This window comes from Chryseobacterium sp. KLBC 52 (genome assembly GCF_003347605.1).
In the GTDB taxonomy this organism is placed as follows: domain Bacteria; phylum Bacteroidota; class Bacteroidia; order Flavobacteriales; family Weeksellaceae; genus Chryseobacterium.
The window spans coordinates 46,703-67,416 of record NZ_QDFZ01000012.1 but is presented as its reverse complement, the minus strand read 5'-3'; the positions used below and the strand labels follow the sequence as shown (position 1 = coordinate 67,416).

Here is a 20,714-nt window from a genome sequence, read left to right as displayed (position 1 = left end):
ATAGTGCAGGGATACACTACGGGAAACCGTAAGGACTGGTTTTTAATTGTTTGTATATTAAGTTTCCCGTAATGCTATTTAAAATTCGCCTTACAGTACTTCACCTTATCATAACCCAGCATATTCTTTCTTAGCATCAAAACTAGGACAAGCTTTATGAACATTGGGAAAATCTGTATGTCCTTGAATTTTAGCTTTAGGAAATGTTGATTTTAATTCTCTTAACAGTTTGATAATAGATTTTTTTTGCTCTTCCGTTCTTGTATCTTCTGGATTACCGCTTTTATCAATACCTCCAATGTATGATATATTGATAATTTGAGAATTCCAGCCTGCAACTCCATTGGATACCTGACCGATGGGCAAAGTGTTCACTATTTCTCCATCCGCTTTTATCATATAGTGATACCCTGGATTTTTCCATTTCAGGTTTTCCTTCCAATACCTTTTAATGCTTTCTATTTTAACATCTGGCTGTGTTGCTGTACAATGTATAACGATGTAATTGATTGTTCTCATGGATTTCATTTTATTTATTGTTGAGCAAAATTAAATCTGTAACTCCCAAAATAGTGAGGGAAAAACACCCTATTTTAAATTGAGCAGCAGGACGCCTGAAAACCGGGGAAAGCTGATAAAAATTATTTAGAAAACAGTAGATCTCTGCAAGAAGTCTATAGATTCTGGGCGACGATGTCTAAACTTTAAAATATAAGAACAAAAAATCCCTCTTAGCGAGGGACCATTTTATAAATCGGGACATGCCATTTCATTATCATGTGGAATGCACACTTTTTCATTCCATGGAAGCGGGCAATCATGCCAGCCTGGAGGACACCCTCCATTTCCTGTAATACTTCTTAATTTCTCCTTGGAAATTTTTTTTAAATTTTTCATGGTTTTGATTTTAGTTAGAAACCAAATATAAATATTATTCTCCAATAAGAGATTTAACATAAAAAAATAATCGTTACGGATTTCCGTAAACAAAAAACGTTCAATCAAAGTATCTTAGAAAGATGAAAGATTTTATTAAAGATTGCCTGCTATTTCAAAGCCCGGACTGGCAATTGAAGCTGATTGGATTTATTACCTGGACATGTGGACTCGGATGGATTGTTTTAGTTTATCAAATGTTTATTAAGTAGTATATTTGAACCATGGAAAACATGGAAGAAATAGAAGCTAAAATAATAGAGAAAATAAGGGAAGATCATAAGAAGAATGGAGGTTGGAACGGTTCAGATATCAATGAACTGGATAAAATAATTAATTTATCCATTCCTGAAAGAAACAAACTGTTCGAAAAAATGGTAGCTGAGAAAAAGATCGCTTATCTTAAACCTTTAAACACTACCCGAATCACTCTGCCAAAATAAGCCGCCATACTTTGTCTGCAGCGAATACAAAGAAAAACCTCCCGGATCACCGGGAGGAAATGTGTGGCTTTTTTTTCATGTGAAATTTTCAAGCATTCAAATATAATATGCACTACAATTCGGAAATACGACTACAGTCATAAAAAAACAAAAACCTTCCCAAAAGGGAAGGCATTAAAAAAACTTCTTGTACTTTTAGTTTATACAAACTCCGTAAATATAAGGACAGAATATATTGGTAACCCTACGGGAAACCGTAATAAAAGAATTTAATTGTGCATATTTCCTGAGATAAAACAACTACAGCACAGCAAAAATAAAAATTGCAATACGTTTTTTATTCCGTATTGCAATTTTTATAAGTTTTATAAGGATGTATTTATAAGTTTTTATCGTCTTCCAGCAATTCCTTGGCCTGGTATTCCTGAACCAGATCGATGGCATTGGAAATAACATCACTTAAAGCTGTGATAAATGTTCCTTCTTCTGCCATTCCAATAGCATGTTTCAATGCTTCAATTTCTTTAGGAATGATCTCATAGCTTACGTTTCTGCCAGCAGAATTAATGCCGTCAATAATCAATCCGTTGATTTCCTCTTCCGTTCTTCCGCGAAGATGCTTTTCATTTCGGATAATAATATAATCGAACATTCTTCCGGCAATTTTTCCGCACTCTCTGATATCATTATCCCTTCGGTCTCCGACACCGGAAATAATACCGATTTTCTTGGTAGATTCTACATTTTTCAGATAATCTTCAATCGCTTCGTATCCGGAAGGGTTGTGAGCAAAGTCAATCAGCACCTTAAAGTTTTTGAATTTAAAAACATTCAGTCTTCCTGGTGTCAGCTGAGCACTTGGAATAAAGGTTCTCAAAGAGTTCGAAATATCCTCAATTCCGAATCCGTAAAGATAACTTGCCAAGCTGGCTGCCAGCACGTTTTCGATCATAAATCTGGCCTTTCCTTCCATCGTAATCGGGAAGTCTTTGGCTTTTCCTATTCTGATTTTCCAGTCTCCTTTTTTGATGGTGACAAAACCTTCTTCATACACGCAGGTGATTTTTCCTTCTTTGGCAAATTTTACGATATGAGGATTGTTTTCATCCATACTGAAAATAGCCACATTAGAGTCGAGATCACTCACAATCTTCATGGAATAATCATTGTCGGCATTCAAAACACTCCAGCCGCTCTTTTTCACGCTATCCAGTACCACACGTTTTACTTTGGTAAGATCCTTTAAACTGTGAATGTCATTCATTCCCAGGTGATCTTCCTCAATATTGGTTAAAACTCCGATATCACATTGTGAAAAACCAAGTCCGGAACGTAAAATTCCACCTCTTGCTGTTTCCAGAACTGCAAATTCTACGGTAGGATCTTTTAAGATAAACTCTGCGGAAAGTGGTCCGGTTGTATCTCCTTTTGACAGCATGGTATTTTGAATATAAATTCCATCTGATGTCGTAAATCCTACCCGGTAACCATTACTTTTTACAATATGAGAAATAAGTCTTGTTGTGGTTGTTTTTCCATTGGTTCCTGTTACTGCAATAATCGGAATGGTAAAAGGCTTTCCCGGTGGATACAGCATATCAACTACCGGCGCTGCTACGTTTCTTGGCAGTCCTTCACTTGGTGCAAGATGCATTCTGAATCCAGGCGCAGCGTTGACTTCAATAATAGCTCCTCCACTTTCCTTTAAAGGCTGTGTAAGGTTTTCTGCCATCACATCAATCCCGCAGACATCCAATCCGATAATTTTGGAAATTCTTTCTGCCATTGTGATATTTTCCGGATGTACCATATCTGTTACATCAATGGAAGTCCCACCGGTAGAAAGATTGGCTGTGGATTTCAGATAAACCACTTCTCCTCTTTGAGGAATCGTCTCCAAATTATATTGAAGTTTATCAAGTAATTCTAAAGTGTCTTTATCTACTTCAATTTCGGTAAGCACATTTTCATGGCCATAGCCTCTTCTTGGGTCTTTATTTTCTTTCTCTATAAGCTGCTGAAGGTTCATTTCTCCATCTCCTACAACATGAGCAGGAACTCTTCTGGCAGCAGCCACCATTTTATTGTTGATCACCAGGATACGGAAATCATATCCCGTGATGTATTTCTCAACAATTACTTTTCTTGAATATTTCTGAGCATGCTCAAGGCCGATCTTAGCCGCATCCCAATCGTTGACATTAATAGAAGAACCTTTTCCATGGTTTCCATCCAAAGGTTTGATAACAATAGGATACCCGATTTTTCTGATCACGGCATTTAATCCTTCTTCATCAACCGTCAGATCTCCAATCGGTACCGGAATCGCTGCATCGTGAAGCATTCTTTTCGTCAGTTCTTTATTACACGCAATATCTACTGCAATAGAACTTGTTTTTCCGGTGATGGTAGCCTGAAATCTTTGTTGGTTCACACCATAACCAAGCTGTACCAATGAGTTGGTTCCCAACCTTATCCATGGGATCCTTCTGGAAGCAGCTTCTTCCACAATACTTCCGGTAGAAGGCCCAAGACGGACACGCTCCCTGATTTCTTTTAATTTATGAATACATGCATGCAAATCATATTCTCTGCCTTCAACCAGAGCCTCTGCGATTTTTACAGATTCTTCTGCAGCATAAATTCCTGCATTTTCTTCAATATAATTAAATACTACGTTATATACTCCAGGAGTTTTTGTTTCACGGGTTCTTCCAAACCCTACATCCATTCCTGCCAGGGTTTGTATTTCCAAAGCAATATGCTCAATGACGTGTCCCATCCAGGTTCCCGTTTCCACTCTATGGAAAAAGCCTCCTTCCACTCCTTCCGAGCATCGGTGTGTAATTAATGAGGGAAGTAATTTTTCAATCCTTTCCCGGAATCCTTCAATTTTATTGGTAGGATAATTCTCCATTTCTTCTAAGTCTAACCTCATCTGTATCAGCTTCTTTCTTCTGATACTCCAGATGTTAGGACCTCTTAGTGCCTGAATCTTTTCGATTTTCATAGTCTATTGGCATTTTAACAGTTAACAATAACTCCTTTCAAAACCAAAGATAATGTAAAACCCTAAACGAAACTATACCACATTTAAAGATTCGTCAAAAAAAAATTAATTTTAATTAACATTCCTAAAACATTAAAAATCAAGTAAAGATGGCATGAAATTAGCCAAAGAATGTGAATTATTTTTTAATTTTGTACCATGATGAAACCTGTTGGAAAATTAATAGTTATCGGAGGCGCTGTAAACAAAGGAAGTTTTGCTGAAACCGATTATGATCAGAATATCGAAAAGAATCTTAATTTTTTTGAACGTGGGATCTTACGAAAGATCATCAACGAATCAAAACTAAAGGAAAATTCTGTCATTGAAATCGTTACCACTGCTTCTCAAATTCCCCAGATCGTTGGTTTTGAATATAAAAAAGCATTTGAATTCCTGGGAGCAAAAAATGTGAATGTTCTGGATATCCACAACCGTGAGGAAGCCAATTCTGATGCTATGGTAGCAAGGGCAAACGCCGCCGATGTAATGATGTTCACCGGAGGAGATCAGCTGAGACTGACCTCTATTCTTGGAGGAACAAGATTTCATGATACGGTTTTATTAAAATATCAGGAACAGGATTTTATCTATTCAGGAACTTCTGCAGGTGCCGCTGCAGCTTCTGAAAATATGATCTATCAGGGAAGCAGCTCTGAAGCTTTATTAAAAGGCGAAATCAAAACCACTCAAGGGCTGGGACTGATTGATAATGTCATAATTGATACGCACTTTGTACAACGGGGAAGAATCGGGCGTCTCTTCCAGGCGGTGGTCAACAATCCAAGAACCCTGGGAATCGGATTGGGTGAAGATACAGGACTTTTTATTCATAATGACGTGATGACTGCTGTAGGATCAGGTCTTGTAATTCTGGTAGACGGAAGATTTATCAAAGACACTAATCTTACGAATATCAATCTGGGAGAACCGATCTCTATTGATAACTTAACGGTACATGTGATGTCTATGAACGATCACTATGATCTTACAACAAAGAAATTGACTATTGAAAACTCTCAATTTAATCCGATACCACAGGATAAATAAAACAATAAATACAGCTATACAAACGGGACCTCGGTTCCGTTTTTTATTTAATATTCATATTTTAAGTTTGGCTAAAGCCAATGGATTTAATCTGTTTATTGTAAGGCGGGCTAAAGCCCACCTCTATTGATGTTGATATCCAGATTCATAATGGTTGTTTACCAACTTTATCTTTTATCTTTTATCTTTTATCTTTTATCTTTTATCTTTTATCTTTTATCTTTTATCTTTTATTAATAAATTACCTTCGTAAAAATATTCATCAACTCTTATTCTATGAAAATCATCATCCACGGAGGCTTTTTCTCGGAAAGCGACCAAAGCCACGAAGTAAAAACAGCAAAACAGAATTCTTTAAAAGCAATTGCTCAAAAGGCATTCGACTACCTTAAAACTCACTCGGCTTTTGATACCGTTGCCTATGCCGTTTCTCTACTAGAAGATGATCCGCTATACAATGCAGGAATCGGGTCTCAAATCCAGAGCGATGGTGTTATCCGTATGAGTGCTGCCATTATGAATGGAAATACTCAGAGACTAAGCGGTGTGATTAATATTCAAAATGTGCAGAACCCTATTTTTGTTGCTAAAGACCTCATCAATGAAGATGACAGAGTTTTAGGAGGAAATGGCGCTAAACTCTATGCTACGGAAAATGGTTTTGAAAATTTTTCTACAGAAATTCCTCAAAGAAGAAAAGAATACGAAGCCAAACTAGCCAATGGAGGGAAAGGAACTGTAGGATGTGTAGCGATAGATCACGAAGGAAAACTGGCTGTTGCCACGTCTACCGGAGGGAAAGGTTTTGAAATTCCCGGAAGAATTTCAGACTCTGCCACTGTGGCCGGAAATTATGCCAATGCCTTTTGTGCAGTAAGCTGTACCGGTGTAGGTGAAGACATTGTAAGCAATGCTACTGCTGCAAAAATTGTAACCAGAGTTACTGACGGTATGAGCCTTGAACAGGCCTTTACCAAAACGTTTGATGAACTTAAAACCATCGATGGGTTTGCAGGTGCCATTGCTATTGATAAAGAGGGAAATATCTATCATCAGGACTCGTATCCCACTATGGTTTTTGCCAGTTTTGATGGTGAAAAAATTGAAGTCTTTTCTTAAATTTAACATTTTTTTATAAGTCCAGTTATTTTTTTGGCACGTATTTTACATTATTCATAACAACAAATTTTAATATTAATACATAAAAAAATAGAAATCATGGGAAACAAGACAAAAGGTTTATTAGCTTTACTAGGATTAGGTGCATTAGCTTATTGGAAATATAAGAATTCAAGCCCTGAAGATCAACAAGCTGTAAAAGATAAAATCAATACTGCAAAAGACAATCTTAATAAGTGGGGAAATGACCTTAAAAGCAAAGCGAATGATGTTGCTTCCCAGGTTCAGAATAAAGTGGACGAAGTAAAAACAAAAGCTGAGGATTCCCTAAGCTAACCAACACAGAGCAGTTTTTTTTAACATTCATATATAGGAAAAAGTCATCGTAATAGTAATTGCGATGACTTTTTATTGTATATAACCGTTAATAAATTGAAATGATACAGAATAGACTTATAAACCTGAGTAGTCTTTGATTCTTTTATCTTTTCTGTGCTGCCAGTGCAAATACCAGAGGTATTTTATTTCCAAACTGTGGAATTCTCCATTTTCCTGTTTCAAATTCTTCTACGTGTCTGAAACAAGGATATGGCGACCAGTCAAACTCCCGGAAAACATTCAGTTGTAAATTTTTTTGTATCAAATTATCAAGAACTTCTGCTAACGAGTGATTCCACATCACATATTCCTGTATAATGGGAGCAGACTGATCTGCATAAGTACCTTCATAGGTTTCTACAATCGGCTTCTCATTGAAATAATTGTAAGCTACTTTTGTAAAGTCATCATCAAACATCCAGACAACAGGATGAAATTCTGCCATAATGAATTGCCCTTCCGGTTTTAAAAAATGATTGATAATTCCAGCCCATTTTTCAAGATCTGGAAGCCAACCAATAGTACCGTAACTTGTATAAACGATATCAAATTTCTGATCAAGAACATTTGGCAAGTCATATACATCTGAACAGATAAATCTTGTATCCGTACTACATTGCTTTGCAAGCTCTCTGGCTGCATCAATCGCTTTGTCGGAAAGGTCTATTCCCGTAACCTCAGCTCCCATTCTGGACAGGGAGATAGAATCCTGTCCGAAATGACACTGCAAATGCAGAATGGTTTTTCCTTTTATATCTCCAAGAAGATTCAATTCTATTGAGTTCAGGGAAGTTCTTCCCTTTAAAAATTCATCTACAAAGTAGAAATCCGATTTCAGATGAGGTTCTACTTTAGCGTTCCATGATTTTTTATTAATTTCTAAGTAATTTTCCATGATTTTAGTTTAAATGTATTAGTGATTTTTATTATTCAGTATACACCAATCATAATTTTTCCATCAATTTTTTCTTTTGCTCAAGAAATTCTTCTTCGCTTAAAACCCCTGCTTCTTTTAATCTTCCCAATTGTTCCAGCTGATCTAAAACACTAGGTTCAACTTTACTCTCAAAATGTGTTTCCGGATGTGACATAAAATCTCTTACTTTTTCACAAAACAGCTCAGCATGATACTTTCCTACTCCGTCAATCTCTACAACATCATCACTAACCTGAATATCTATAGAGGCGAGTAAGAATTCCTTTTCATATTGGATGGAGCTTATTTTACTGTAAGAAAAGTCTTCTACTTTCAATCCGTACATGAATTCCTTATCTACAAAAATCAACCGTCTGTCGGTGGCTACTAAAATAATATGATGGTCGTTCAGTTTGTTTCTACCTTCTACGAGATAGACAATTCTTTCCTCCGGTGAAAGAATATCCGGCAATTCATGAATTTCTTTCCGGGCAAATATGGTAGGACTGATATCGAGATTTTTAAGTTCTTCTCTTATTTCGTTAAGTCTTGATTTTTCACTCATAGCATAAGGTTATAGGTCTAATTTACTGTTTATTAAGAATAAAAATTTAATTCAATAAAAACATTTAGTCTTCTGAGGGTATCACAATGGAAGTATGCAGACTGTACAACTTCCAGCCTAAGGTTTCATACAATAGTTTTCCTTCTTCCGTGGCTACTAAGAGATTATTTGAAAATCCTTTGGACAAAGCGGTTTTCTCCAATTCTTTCAATAAAAAACGGGCAAGTCCTTTCCTTTGATGATTTTTTTCGGTAATGATCCTGTCATAAATAGCACAGTCATCTATAAGCGAGACACGGCCTATGGAAGCCTGTTCGCCATTTTCAGCTACAATTCCGATCACAAAGGTTGTATTATATTCAGAAAACTCAAGATGATACCCTTCTGCAAGGCTGGTTTCCGGAAATTTCATGGGATGAAAGCAGGTCATCATATATCCCTGTGACTGCAGTTGCCATCTTTCAGGAATTTTCTCTATAAACTGGTCAGGAGAAGTGGATACTTTCAGATAAATCCAGGGTTCATCAATGGATTCGGCAAGCTGGAAAAAATCATCATTAAGCTCAGGAAATACAAAACGTTCTTTCTGATTTTCATCTCCTACGTTCACATGAAATCCGGATTTATAGAGTACAGGAAAAGACACTTCTCTTGACAGGCACCATCCTTTCAGCCAGCTTTCTACAATTTTTGAAGATACTTTATCCTTCATAATTTGGTGTTAAAGGTTTTATTTTAATTGCTCCAATAATTTCTTTTTTTGCTCTGCAAATTCCGCATCGGTTAAAATTCCGTTCTCTCTCAGCTTTCCTAATTTTTCAAGCTGATTAAAAACTTCTTCTGATGAAACCGAAACACTTTTGCCTGCTGTACCGATTTGTTTTGGAGACTCTTCCTGAGAATTGTTGTAAATATTTTTTATGGTATCATAGAACTTCTCTGCGTCTTCCTTATCCATATAGCATTCAAACTCCACTATTCTTTCTTCCAGATGAAGTTTAATAATAGGAGATCTAGGATGGGTTACAAAGCTCACAGACTGTATGTTTTCATTAGGGTAAATATTAATCTTTGCGGCACCAAACATTCCTTTTGATACAGAAATCATCCTTTTGGGTGTTGCCACCAACACTCCGGCATCCAATGTATTGACAAACTGAGCATCGGTAATTGCTGTGATCTGTTCATCTTCTGAAATCAGATAAGGAAGCTCTTTGATTTCTCCTTTGGTAAACATGGACAGATTAGCATGAAGCATTTCCAGCTCATTCTTTATTTTCTGATGTCTTCGCTTATAAACCTCTTTTGAGATTTGATGAGATCCGGAATTTATGGCTGCAGGAAGGTTCTGTGTTGCCATTGTAACTGCCTGAATTTCTTCAGCTTTTTCTGCACTCATCATTTTATTGATATCCTTAATGCTGAATTTATTAAGATTGTAAAGCAATTCTTCATTGATATCGCTCACTTTATTCAAACATTTATTGCATAAAACATTACCATCCGAAAGCGTATTCGCTCCCAGAAGCGTATCCATGGATGTTAGTTCTGTATTACACAATGCACAATTATTAGTCATTCCTTTTTTATTCAAAAGTATTTAAATTCTCAACATCCATCAAAAAAAAACAACCACAAAAGTAATTTTGCAGTTGTTCTGTTTTTTAAATATTAAAAATTATTCTCCTAAAAACTCCTCTAAAGAAACAGTTTTCTGTTCTCCAGCTTCAAGATCTTTAAAAGTAACGGTATTATTTTTAATTTCTTCTTCACCCAGAAAAACAAGATTTTTTATACCTTTCTTTTCAGCGTAGGTAAACTGCTTGTTGATCTTTGCATTTTCAGGATATAATTCAGCTGAAATTCCTTTGGATCTTAGCTTCATGATCAGCTTTAAGGCATCAGTGATTCCTTCACCTCCAAAGTTGGCAAACAGATATTCAATTTTGGCGGATGCTTCTTCAGGGAAAAGATTCAATTCTTCCATGACCAGATAAATTCTGTCTAACCCGAATGAAATTCCAATTCCCGGAATGTTTTTCACTCCAAAAACTTCAGTCAGGTTATCATATCTACCTCCTCCTCCGATGGATCCCATAGCAACTTCATCTGCTTTCACTTCGAAGATCGCTCCGGTGTAATAGTCCAGGCCTCTTGCCAAGGTAATATTGAAGACCAGGTTTTGAATATCAACACCAAGGTTCAGGGATTGTGTAAGAACAAATTCAAGTTCTTCTACTCCTTTCAGACCGATTTCATTTCCTGCAAATTTTTCTTTCAGCTGAAGAAGATTTTCCAGCGCATCGTCTGACTGGCTGAATAAGAAATCCAGTTTATCAATAGATTCCTGAGAGATTTCTCTTTCTAATAATTCTTTTACAACTCCATCTTTTCCAATTTTATCCAGTTTATCCAATGCTACAGTGAAATCAATCAGTTTATCTGTAATTCCTGCATATTCTGCCAATCCGGAAAGAATCTTTCTGTTGTTCATATGAATGGTTACGGGAACTTTCAGATCGGCAAAAGACTTCAGATACAACTGAACCAGCTCTACTTCCTGTAATAAACTCTCACTTCCTACTACATCAGCATCACACTGATAAAACTCTCTGAATCTTCCTTTCTGAGGTCTGTCTGCTCTCCAAACCGGCTGGATCTGAGAACGTTTGAACGGAAACGTCAGTTTACCATGATTCATCGCTACAAATCTTGCAAAAGGTACAGTAAGGTCATAACGAAGGGCTTTATCGGTAAGACTTTCTGCACTGAATGGCTTTTCTAATGCTTTTTGAAAGTCATGAAGCATCTGATTCTTTTTCTCTTCTTTTGCCTCATTGATACTTGAATTTAAAATTTTAAAAATCAAGCGGTCACCTTCTTCTCCGTATTTTCCTGTCAATGTAGAAAGGTTTTCAAAACTTGGTGTTTCCAAAGGCTGAAAACCGAATAATTCAAAATTATTCTGTAAAATATTGATGATATATTTTCTTCTTGAAACTTCCTGTGCCGTAAAATCTCTCGTCCCTTTTGCTAAACTTGGCTTCATTTGTTGTATGTCATTTTGATAAATGCAAAAGTAAGGAATTGAAAGGAATTTTACATAGTATAAAAAAGCTGAAGAAAGACTTCCCTCAGCTTTTCCTTTAATACTATCAATTATTCCAAAAAATCATACGCTTTCCAGGATTTCAAGGATCTCTTCACCATAATTTTCAATCTTATGCTTTCCGAACCCTTTGATTTCAAGCAACTCTTCTTTCTTAGCAGGTTTATACTTAGCAACAGATATCAGTTCTTTATTACTCGCGATGAAATACGTGGGTAGATTTTGTTCTCTGGCTTTTTCTGATCTCCAGAGTTTCAGAGCATCCAGAATTTTTTCTTCATCTGTATTCAAAAGATCATTTTCTGCAGAATATTTTACTGCCTTTGGTTCTTTTACTGTATTTTTTGTCAGTTTTAAATCTTCAAAATACAATATTACAGACCAGTATTTTTCTTCACTCACAAAGGCTGTTTCTACTTTCATAATCTCATTACCTTCCAGAAAATCATCCAGCATTTTCTGGTCTTTGTAGAGAAATTCTTCAGGCAGCCTGATTTTAAAAACTTTTACTTTCATCATTTGTGTTTTTTTAGAATTATTTTCCTCCCAGCAACAGGATTTCATCTACACGAATTTCCGTGATATACCGCTTCACCCCATCCTTATCATCATAAGATCTGTAGGTAAGCTTTCCTTCAACAGCGATTTCTTTTCCTTTGGTAACATACTTTTCAAAGATTTCTGCTGTTTTCCCAAAGGCAATCAAATTGTGCCATTGTGTTTCTTCTACCTTTTCTCCTTTCGCATTCGTGTAATGATCACTGGTGGCTAAGGATACACTTGCTTTTACGTTTCCGTTGTCGAAGTTTACCATTTCAACTTCTTTTCCTGTGTAACCAATTAATGTTACTTTGTTTCTTAGTGACATAGCTTTTATATTTTAAAGATTAATAAATTCAGATAAGAGACGTTCACTGCTTTCTCAAATCTCTGTGGCAAAGATGGCGATGCTCCGATATCACAGTCGGTTATAAACTATTTAAATCCGTTTGTAGTCGTTTGTAAACGAATAACAGAATAAATATAATTATGTATAAAACAATATTTATCAAGCTTAAAAAGCAATAATTGTCAGTTTTAAAGTAAAAATTAAATGTTGAAATGCCCTATCCTAAAATAAAATTCTTCTTTCAAAAAACATTGGAAAATAGATGTATGACAAGGATTTTTTTTCTTTTTAATTTAATTTTTTTTTGCAAATTTGTAAAAATGTCTGATATGCAAAAAGAAAAACTCCGTACAGTAAGAAAGATGAAAGGTTTCACTCAACAGCAAATGGCTGAGGTGATTCCCACTGACGTTTCCAATTATAGCAGAAAAGAAAGCGGTACTGTATCTATAACACAGACAGAATGGAATAAGCTTGCTCAATTTTTAGAGGTTCCTGTAGAAGAAATCTACGAAGAAGAGGATGCTAAAATTATCATTGAAAACCCTGTTTTTAATGATAGCCCAGGATCAAACGTTGGAAATAGTGGTTTTTCAGCCAATAATATGGGATATATCACAAATGAATTAAGCATAGAAATCATCAAGACGATGCAGGAATATATTGGTCTGCTTAAGGAAGAAATCGAAAGACTTAAAAAATAAATTGGCAGATCAAATTAAGTCTTTTAATAAAAAAAACATCTTTGACAGATGTTTTTTTATTATATATTTAATTCAATTGGATTGTAATTTTTTGCTCTTTCACCAGCCTTTTTAAGGAGAGAACGACGTTCTTCAGTATCTTCAATGAATTTATTATAAAGTGTAGGATCTGTTAATTCTTTTCGTCGATAATCAAATATTTTTTCTTTTTTTACTAGTTTAGCATTAGGATGTAAATTGGCAGAATTACAATAATACTTCCTTTTTCTGAAATTATACATCATAAAATGATAATCATCTTTGTCATCAAATACTTCTATAATCAACCCTGGTAATTTACTTAATTTATATGGACCAAAGGAAAAGGGTATTTCTTTGGTAAAAAAGGCAGGTTCTGCCATATTTCTTTGTTATAGCTTTTTGACATTTATACTTTCCAATTGTTTTGAATTCATTTATAAGTTGCCAATTGATAGTATTTGTTTCTTCATATTTAAAGTATTCATTAGATGTTTTAAAAGTTACATAAATCTTTCCTGTTGTTGTTCCTATATTTTCCGGAAAGTCAGAAGTGTATTTCATTTGTTCTTCAATCGGGCTGTTTTCATGAAACTTTTTTTCAAAACGAAGGGAATCCCCAACATATTGATTCATATTTTTATAATAAGATTCTTTTTCGTTCATTAAAAGAGCAAACGCAGCATCCTGAATAATCGCATTTTTAGTTTGATTTTTATAAACCAATTTATAATCAGCTTCATATAAAACATTAAATCCTCCTTGAGATTTAATAATGATTATAAAGAAAAAGAAAAATAGGCTGTAATAAATTTTCATAGTTTAAATAATACAAACAAAACATATTTATGCTTTGCCAGAAAATCTGAATTAGAGTAATTAATGAATATAGAGCGTTATTCCTTTGGGCTTGGTACCACACTCATTATAATTAACAAATTGTAAAAAGTTTGTTATTTGCTCCATTGTATATCCCTCTGTCTGCGTAACATTTACAACAGTACCGCAAGAGGTTCTGAAAGGGAAACCGGATCTACACCAGCTAATAAAATAGCACCTAATAAAATTGTTTTTTTATAATTTGTTTTTTTAAATGATTCATAATAAATTTAAAAAGCTCTATAAAATTATAAAATAAATCAAATGTTATGTGAATTATTTTATTACGTTAAATATCTAAAAAAACAGAAATTTAAATAACAAAAAAACATTCACATTTAAAAATTACAATGTTATATACTATCTGTAAAATATAATTTCTCATTATAATTAAATAAGAATATAAATTTTAAATTATATGGAAAATTTTCTGTTCTGGCTTTCATCTAAAAAAATCCAACAAAAAAGGCACTCAACAAAATTATTGAGCACCCTTCCTACTTAATCATGCAACTAAAATTTGAAATTTATATTTTTTCACATTCCACAATGCTTTTTGCTTCTGTTCCAATATGAATAAGCTGCTTATACTGAAGACCTGCTTTTTCAATGATCATTTTAAACTCGTTTAAAGTTCTTTCTTTTCCGGTAAGGCAAGCCAGCATAACAATATCCAGAAGTTTGGCCATATGGCGTTTATTTAAGGAATCATCCGGGATAACGGCATCTATGATTAGTAGTTTTGCCCCTTTAGCCATTGCATTATAACAGTTTTTAAGAATCTGTACGCATTCATCATCACTCCAGTCATGCATAATCCATTTCATGGTATATAAATCTGCTCCCTGAGGAACTTCATTAAAAAAACTTCCTGTAGCTACAGAACATCTTTCTTTCAGGTTTTCAGGAATCATCTTAATTGTTTTTTCAATCACATTGGCTTCATCAAAGATAATCCCGGAGCTTTCCGGAGCATTATTCAGAATGGCATGGATCATTACTCCGTTACCACCTCCTATATCGACAATTTTTTTATAAGGTTTAAAATCATAGTTTTCTATAATCCCTTTCAGTTCCATGCCGGACATTCCTGTCATTCCTTTACCAAAGTTTTCCCCTATTTCAGGAAATTCTTTATAAAAACCCCAAAGATCTTTCCCATGAATATGTTCAAATGGTATTTTCCCTTTCTGAACTGCATATGTCAGGTCTCCATAACCAGGAAAGTGTTCATTCATAATGGTTAATACAAAGTTTTTTGCTGTTCCTGGCACGTCAGTTTGCAAGGCAGCTCCAAAATCATTCAAAGTAAAAGTTTTGTTTTCTGATTCTTCAAAGATTCCTGCGCCACACAACGCTCTCATTACCCGGTACAGTTGGGCTTCATGTGATTGTGTTTCCTTTGCAAGGAAGGAAATTGTTTTCGGACCAGAGGCCAGCCAATCTGCGATATTGAGCTCAGCAGCTGTTTTTACGCATCCGGTTAACCATAAGCCTCCTAATATTTCATACATTTTAAAAGTAAACTCAGGTTTAACGGCTTGTTTTTCCATAATAAGTATTGGTTTAATCTGATAGTTATAATTACTGAGCATGAAAACAAGAACAAACCTGATGAGTTTGTTCTTGTCTGACTTTTGTCAAGTTTGAAAATAAGCTTTAATAATGAGATTAATCTTTGGCTTGAGAAATCCTTGTTACACTATCAATAGTAGCATCTAATGTTGTATCAGATTTTATTTTAATAAGATACCCGGTACCTATAGATAAAGGATCGGCAACACTCACCAGATAAAAAACAAGATTTCCGGATGTTACCCCGTTGGGAGCAACAGCAGTCTGATCTATGGAAAATGTTGAAGGAGGAAGTGGATTGGAAAGGTTTACTGTCACAAATGCTACAGAACCATTATTCTTATTGGCATAGCTTACAATAACCCTCCACATATGAACCTGACCTGCAATAGGGTTTTCCAAAAACTGTCCTGAAGTAGGGTTGTATATATCTCCGGGTACCGGACTGGTAATATTTTCAGGCCATGTGGTGGTAGGTGGTGCAGCAAAATCTGTCACAATGTTCATCGGTGTCTGATAAACAACATTCTGATACGTCATTAAAGGAACTCCTCCTGAAGATTTGAAGGCAAAGAAGGGTTTCACACCTGCTCCACTATTTAACTTAACCACTCCTTCATTGGCTGTTGTTAATGTTTGCGAAGAAATTACGGTACTCCATTGGGTGCCATTATAATACCTTAAGGTCTTATTGGTGGAATCGTAGATGATCATTCCCGCAGTAGGTGTGGTTACATTGGCAGGAGGATTGGCATTTCTGGAGAGTACAACTGCTGAATTAGCTGAGGTAACATCTAAAACTCCTTGCGGAGATGTGGTGTTGATCCCTACCTGTCCAAAAATAAATGAAGAACACAGAAAACTGAGTAATAAATTGGATTTTTTCATGGTTTGTTTTTTGAATGTTGATATCAAAATTACAAAAAAACACAATACAGTGAAATAAAAATTACATTTATTTATATAAAAACAAGATAGTTATACATAACAATATAGCTTTATGAATAAATATTTACGCAAAAACATTGATGAATATTGAATTTTTCGAAACATATGGAAATAAAAAAACAGGCTTAAAAGTTCTAAAAATTTATCTAATAAATAATTATTTTGTTTTCATAAAATATACCGAACCCCTGATCAGTGTTTTTTCAATTATCCATTTACAAACGGATAATTCCTTATCTTTGTGAAAATTCATCTATGAAAAGGAGCATCAATATTTTTGAGTTTCCTCTCAATTTGGGACTTACCAAAAAGGAACATGAGACGGAACCCGGAGTTCGAAAACTTCCGGAATGGCTCAGAAAATTTGGTTTTCATAGCAGAATTAATCCTGCCAACGTTTTCAGACTGGAAGCTCCTGAATATTCTATGGACTTTGATGAGGAATCAAAAGTGCGAAATGCAGATCAGGTTATTGAATATGCTAAACAACAGGCTGACTGTATTCTCCATCATTACGAAAAGAATACATTCAATATTATTCTTGGAGGCGACTGCAGCATTCTCATAGGAAATGCCATCGCTCTGAAAAAACTCGGAAATTTCGGACTTTTTTATCTTGACGGGCATACAGATTTTATCCCGCCGGAACTTTCTGAAACCGGAGGAGCGGCAGGAATGGATCTCGCCATTATTACTGGTACCGGACATCAGAAACTGACTAATATTGACGGTTTAAAGCCTTACCTTTCCGAGGAAAACATATTCTGCTGTGGAAATGCAGAAACTGATGATAAAGAATATGTTGATCAGATTATCAATTCCAATATTCATTATTTTGACCTTTATCACCTCAGAGAAAATGGTTTCAGAAAAACGGCTGAAGACTTTCTGACAATGGTAAATAACAAAGGCCTGGACGGATTTTTCATTCATTTTGATGTAGATATTCTGAAAGATGAACTCATGCCCGCCGTAGACAGCAGAATGGAAGACGGAATCAGTTATGATGATCTCAGAGAAATGCTGGAGCCTTTATTCGAAAACCCTTTGTGCTTTGGAATAGAGATCACCATTTTAGATCCCGATTACGATGAAAACGGAACGTACACCCATCCGTTTGCAGACAATTTAATTCAAATTATAAAAAATAAAGAAGAGTAAATGAAGAAGACCATCAAAAGAACATTCAGAGTTTCAAAATATGTGATCTATAAAGAGACGCTTGTTGATTACAAGGAGCATTTCTGGTCATTTTTAGGCGCATTTTTTGGGATCGGGATCATTGCATTTATCCAGTCTCATTCGCTGGCAGAAACGGAGAATATATTCCTGATCGGTTCTTTTGGGGCATCGAGTGTTCTTATTTATGGAGCGATACAGAGTCCACTGGCACAACCGAGAAATCTTATCGGCGGACATGTTCTGTCGGCATTGGTAGGAGTTACTGTATATCAGTTTGTTCCGGATATCATCTGGCTTTCAGCCCCTTTGGCTGTCGCATTTTCCATTGTTTTGATGCAGTATACAAAAACGTTGCATCCGCCAGGTGGAGCTACTGCTTTGATTGCGGTAAGTTCTACAGGAAAAATTCCGGAATTAGGATATTGGTATGTTCTCTCCCCTGTTCTTTCAGGATGCATTATTCTTTTGATTGTAGCCTTATTTTTTAATAATATTACACCCAACAGAAGCTACCCTACCCACAGCATGTTCAAAAAACTGCTGAAAAAAAGACACAAACATCACTTAAAATAAAAATCATGAATTGTCTGGAATGTGGCGAGAAAATCATCGGAAGATCAGATAAAAAATTCTGCAACGATGCCTGCCGGAACGCCTATAACAATAAACAGAATAAGGATTCCAGTAATCTGATGCGGAATGTTAATAACAAACTTCGCAAGAATTACCGTATCCTGATGGAAATAAATACCGATGGTAAAACAAAAGTCCCAAAATCCAGACTGGATGGCTTAGGTTTTGATTTCGATTATTTTACCAACCTGAAAGTTTATAAAAACGGCTCTGAATACAAATTCATTTATGATTACGGATATAAACTTCTGGAAGATGATTTTGTACTGATTGTAAAAAATCAGGCATAACTACCCACCACAAAGATAATACTATGAAAGAAGTTGTTCTGATTACCGGTGCCAGCGGTATGATTGCCAAAGAACTGGCAAAAAAAATAGGCAAGGAATACGAAATCAGGTTTCTGACCCGAAAAAAAGTGCATGATCATGACTATGAATGGGATGTCCAAAAAAAAACTATAGATGAAACTGCCTTTGACAATGTTTCCCACATTATTCATCTTGCGGGTGCCAATATTTCGGAAAAGCGCTGGACACCGGAAAGAAAAAGGGAATTGATTTCCAGCCGTGTAGATTCCGCCGAACTACTGCGAACAACTTTAAGAAAAAACAAGATTAAGCTAAAGTCTTTTATTTCAGCTTCGGGTATTAATTTTTACGGTACAAAAACTTCAGAAAAAATTTATACCGAAACCGATCCACCAGGCAACGATTTTCTAAGTGAAGTGGTTGTTTTATGGGAAAGAGCCGCTGACGATTTTAAGGAACAGGATCTGGCAGAAAGAGTGGTCAAAATACGCACTGCTGTAGTGCTTTCTGAAAAAGACGGAGCTTTAAAGAAAATGATCCCTCCCATTCAATATTATATCGGATCTCCATTGGGAAGCGGGCAGCAATACATGCCATGGATTCATCTTGAAGACATCTGTTCTATTTATGAATTTGCTTTAAAAAACTCAGCAACAGATGGCGCTTTTAATGCTGTATCTCCGCAGCATGCCACCAATAAAGAGCTTACAAAGAAAATTGCCCAGGTACTTGAAAAACCATTATTTATGCCTAATGTTCCCGGATTTGTCCTGAAACTCTTATTCGGAGAGCTGGCTACTGCTATATTGGAAGGTTCAAGAGCTTCCTCAAAGAAACTTCAGGATGCAGGTTTCCATTTCAAATTTCCGGATCTGGAGAACGCTTTAAAAGACTTATTAAAGAAGTAAATTCAAAAAAAATTAATTAAAAAACTCTAATACCATTTATTATAACACAGAAAATATTCTCATGAAAAACCCGAATATAACTCTATTAAACACGGAAATCCTTTCAGACAACTGGTATACTTTAAACAAGGTTACTTACTCTGTTTTAAAAAAGGACGGAACAACAGAAACCCAGAGCAGAGAAGCGTATGACCGCGGAAACGGAGCTGTAATTCTTCTTTACAATACAGATTCAAAAACCGTTATTCTTACCCGCCAATTCAGGTTACCTACTTATATCAACGGAAATTCTACAGGAATGCTCATTGAAGCCTGTGCCGGACTCTTGGATAATGATAATCCGGAAGACTGTATCAAAAGAGAAACTGAAGAAGAAACCGGGTATAAAATTTCCAAAGTTGAAAAGGTATTTGAAGCCTATATGTCGCCCGGATCTGTAACGGAAATTCTTTATTTTTTCATTGCAGCGTATTCAAATGAAATGAAAATCAATGATGGAGGCGGATTGGAAGAAGAAGGTGAAAATATTGAGGTTCTGGAATTATCATTTGAAGAAAGTCTGAAAATGATTGATACCGGAGAAATCAAAGATGCAAAAACCATTATGCTTCTGCAACATTTGAGGATCAAAGGAATCATGTAGCAATCAATGATGATTGATATTTGAAAACCTCATATTTAAATAAAAACATTAACTTATCACTCATATTTAAACTATTAACAGATGATTGAACATGTGAAGCTTGCTATTAATCCCAAATTTCAGGATTGGGTCCTTTTTGAAAATGGCACTTATATTATTTTTGATGATATCAGTATCATTAAGGATGTGAAAGAAGAAGCATTACAATTGATGAAAGAATTCGGTCCGGTTTATGCCGGAGGTCCTGCCGGCGATTTCAATGTAATTCATTTAAGCCTTACTGAAGGCTGGCTGGTTTCGGGGCATGGATATGGTATGTATACATATGTACATCCTTCCGAACTGGACAGTGATTCTCCGAATGATCTTGAAATAGGGCTTTATGGTAGATCTAAAAGAGATTCTGATGGTCAAAATCCCGAAATTATTCATATCAACAGAAGTGAAATTTCATAAGAC

General features: G+C 35.4%; 25 protein-coding genes. 11 read left to right on the top strand and 14 right to left on the bottom strand.

Annotated features, from left to right (window positions below):
• Positions 1-108 precede the first annotated feature (108 nt).
• Both DDF69_RS13845 and DDF69_RS13840 read right to left on the bottom strand, forming a co-directional pair.
• Positions 109-519 (bottom strand): N-acetylmuramoyl-L-alanine amidase, encoded by a 411-nt coding sequence (locus DDF69_RS13845; protein WP_185144351.1) that lies wholly within the window; start codon positions 517-519, stop codon positions 109-111.
• A gap of 228 nt (positions 520-747) precedes the next feature.
• Positions 748-897 carry a bacteriocin-like protein gene (locus DDF69_RS13840; protein WP_162800935.1) on the bottom strand — a complete coding sequence of 50 codons (150 nt, stop codon included), beginning with the start codon at positions 895-897 and terminating at the stop codon, positions 748-750.
• A 272-nt stretch (positions 898-1,169) separates the two neighbouring features.
• Here DDF69_RS13840 and DDF69_RS13835 point away from each other — a divergent pair, with 272 nt between their 5' ends.
• A complete protein-coding gene (locus tag DDF69_RS13835) occupies positions 1,170-1,379 on the top strand; it encodes a hypothetical protein (protein ID WP_162800934.1) in 210 nt (69 codons plus the stop codon).
• A 379-nt stretch (positions 1,380-1,758) separates the two neighbouring features.
• Here the strand turns inward: DDF69_RS13835 and cphA are convergent, their stop codons facing one another.
• Positions 1,759-4,389: a cyanophycin synthetase gene (gene cphA, locus DDF69_RS13830; RefSeq protein ID WP_114821303.1), complete on the bottom strand. Its 2,631-nt coding sequence runs from the start codon at positions 4,387-4,389 to the stop codon at positions 1,759-1,761.
• Between the two features lie 201 nt (positions 4,390-4,590).
• Here cphA and DDF69_RS13825 point away from each other — a divergent pair, with 201 nt between their 5' ends.
• The 3 genes from DDF69_RS13825 to DDF69_RS13815 all read left to right on the top strand — a co-directional run bounded on the left by DDF69_RS13825 (position 4,591) and on the right by DDF69_RS13815 (position 6,933).
• Positions 4,591-5,478 carry a cyanophycinase gene (locus DDF69_RS13825; protein WP_114821373.1) on the top strand — a complete coding sequence of 296 codons (888 nt, stop codon included), beginning with the start codon at positions 4,591-4,593 and terminating at the stop codon, positions 5,476-5,478.
• Positions 5,479-5,754: 276 nt separating this feature from the next.
• Positions 5,755-6,597 (top strand): isoaspartyl peptidase/L-asparaginase, encoded by an 843-nt coding sequence (locus DDF69_RS13820; protein ID WP_114821302.1) that lies wholly within the window; start codon positions 5,755-5,757, stop codon positions 6,595-6,597.
• A 99-nt stretch (positions 6,598-6,696) separates the two neighbouring features.
• Positions 6,697-6,933 carry a YtxH domain-containing protein gene (locus DDF69_RS13815; protein ID WP_034695510.1) on the top strand — a complete coding sequence of 79 codons (237 nt, stop codon included), beginning with the start codon at positions 6,697-6,699 and terminating at the stop codon, positions 6,931-6,933.
• A 145-nt stretch (positions 6,934-7,078) separates the two neighbouring features.
• On the opposite strand, the gene DDF69_RS13810 is transcribed toward DDF69_RS13815, so the two are convergent.
• From DDF69_RS13810 to DDF69_RS13780, 7 genes are all read right to left on the bottom strand, one after another.
• Entirely contained in the window at positions 7,079-7,870 is a 792-nt protein-coding gene (locus DDF69_RS13810) for a class I SAM-dependent methyltransferase (protein ID WP_114821301.1), read from the bottom strand.
• A 49-nt stretch (positions 7,871-7,919) separates the two neighbouring features.
• Positions 7,920-8,456 carry a PH domain-containing protein gene (locus DDF69_RS13805; protein WP_114821300.1) on the bottom strand — a complete coding sequence of 179 codons (537 nt, stop codon included), beginning with the start codon at positions 8,454-8,456 and terminating at the stop codon, positions 7,920-7,922.
• A gap of 64 nt (positions 8,457-8,520) precedes the next feature.
• A complete protein-coding gene (locus DDF69_RS13800) occupies positions 8,521-9,168 on the bottom strand; it encodes a GNAT family N-acetyltransferase (RefSeq protein ID WP_114821299.1) in 648 nt (215 codons plus the stop codon).
• An 18-nt stretch (positions 9,169-9,186) separates the two neighbouring features.
• On the bottom strand, positions 9,187-10,035 hold the full coding sequence (locus DDF69_RS13795) for a PH domain-containing protein (protein WP_114821298.1): 849 nt from the start codon (positions 10,033-10,035) through the stop codon (positions 9,187-9,189).
• 99 nt (positions 10,036-10,134) lie between these two features.
• Positions 10,135-11,505 carry a histidine--tRNA ligase gene (hisS, locus tag DDF69_RS13790; protein ID WP_114821297.1) on the bottom strand — a complete coding sequence of 457 codons (1,371 nt, stop codon included), beginning with the start codon at positions 11,503-11,505 and terminating at the stop codon, positions 10,135-10,137.
• Between the two features lie 123 nt (positions 11,506-11,628).
• A complete protein-coding gene (locus DDF69_RS13785) occupies positions 11,629-12,084 on the bottom strand; it encodes an HRDC domain-containing protein (RefSeq protein WP_228411999.1) in 456 nt (151 codons plus the stop codon).
• 16 nt (positions 12,085-12,100) lie between these two features.
• Positions 12,101-12,433 (bottom strand): single-stranded DNA-binding protein, encoded by a 333-nt coding sequence (locus tag DDF69_RS13780; protein ID WP_062675086.1) that lies wholly within the window; start codon positions 12,431-12,433, stop codon positions 12,101-12,103.
• Positions 12,434-12,783: 350 nt separating this feature from the next.
• Between DDF69_RS13780 and DDF69_RS13775 the strand changes: the two genes are divergently transcribed.
• Complete coding sequence (locus DDF69_RS13775) at positions 12,784-13,158, top strand: helix-turn-helix domain-containing protein (protein ID WP_228411998.1); 375 nt, start codon at positions 12,784-12,786, stop codon at positions 13,156-13,158.
• A gap of 59 nt (positions 13,159-13,217) precedes the next feature.
• Here DDF69_RS13775 and DDF69_RS13770 read toward each other — a convergent pair whose 3' ends face one another.
• The 4 genes from DDF69_RS13770 to DDF69_RS13755 form a co-directional block, all read right to left on the bottom strand.
• Positions 13,218-13,559: a GLPGLI family protein gene (locus tag DDF69_RS13770; protein ID WP_114821296.1), complete on the bottom strand. Its 342-nt coding sequence runs from the start codon at positions 13,557-13,559 to the stop codon at positions 13,218-13,220.
• Positions 13,504-13,995: a hypothetical protein gene (locus DDF69_RS13765; RefSeq protein WP_114821295.1), complete on the bottom strand. Its 492-nt coding sequence runs from the start codon at positions 13,993-13,995 to the stop codon at positions 13,504-13,506. The genes DDF69_RS13770 and DDF69_RS13765 overlap by 56 nt, the downstream gene beginning before the upstream one ends.
• Before the next feature lie 587 nt (positions 13,996-14,582).
• Positions 14,583-15,608: a methyltransferase gene (locus DDF69_RS13760; protein ID WP_162800933.1), complete on the bottom strand. Its 1,026-nt coding sequence runs from the start codon at positions 15,606-15,608 to the stop codon at positions 14,583-14,585.
• A gap of 118 nt (positions 15,609-15,726) precedes the next feature.
• Positions 15,727-16,518, bottom strand: a complete 792-nt coding sequence (locus DDF69_RS13755) for a hypothetical protein (protein ID WP_114821293.1) — start codon at positions 16,516-16,518, stop codon at positions 15,727-15,729.
• A gap of 315 nt (positions 16,519-16,833) precedes the next feature.
• On the opposite strand from DDF69_RS13755, the gene DDF69_RS13750 reads away from it, so the two are divergent.
• The 6 genes from DDF69_RS13750 (at position 16,834) to DDF69_RS13725 (ending at position 20,711) form a co-directional block, all read left to right on the top strand.
• Positions 16,834-17,739 carry an arginase family protein gene (locus DDF69_RS13750; RefSeq protein ID WP_114821292.1) on the top strand — a complete coding sequence of 302 codons (906 nt, stop codon included), beginning with the start codon at positions 16,834-16,836 and terminating at the stop codon, positions 17,737-17,739.
• On the top strand, positions 17,740-18,333 hold the full coding sequence (locus tag DDF69_RS13745) for an HPP family protein (RefSeq protein WP_114821291.1): 594 nt from the start codon (positions 17,740-17,742) through the stop codon (positions 18,331-18,333).
• Positions 18,334-18,338: 5 nt separating this feature from the next.
• Positions 18,339-18,683 carry a hypothetical protein gene (locus DDF69_RS13740; RefSeq protein WP_034695532.1) on the top strand — a complete coding sequence of 115 codons (345 nt, stop codon included), beginning with the start codon at positions 18,339-18,341 and terminating at the stop codon, positions 18,681-18,683.
• Between the two features lie 23 nt (positions 18,684-18,706).
• Positions 18,707-19,612, top strand: a complete 906-nt coding sequence (locus DDF69_RS13735; RefSeq protein WP_114821290.1) for a TIGR01777 family oxidoreductase — start codon at positions 18,707-18,709, stop codon at positions 19,610-19,612.
• Positions 19,613-19,673: 61 nt separating this feature from the next.
• Positions 19,674-20,255: a GDP-mannose pyrophosphatase NudK gene (gene nudK, locus DDF69_RS13730; RefSeq protein ID WP_114821289.1), complete on the top strand. Its 582-nt coding sequence runs from the start codon at positions 19,674-19,676 to the stop codon at positions 20,253-20,255.
• An 81-nt stretch (positions 20,256-20,336) separates the two neighbouring features.
• Positions 20,337-20,711 carry a hypothetical protein gene (locus DDF69_RS13725; protein ID WP_228411997.1) on the top strand — a complete coding sequence of 125 codons (375 nt, stop codon included), beginning with the start codon at positions 20,337-20,339 and terminating at the stop codon, positions 20,709-20,711.
• The last annotated feature ends 3 nt before the right edge of the window (positions 20,712-20,714 follow it).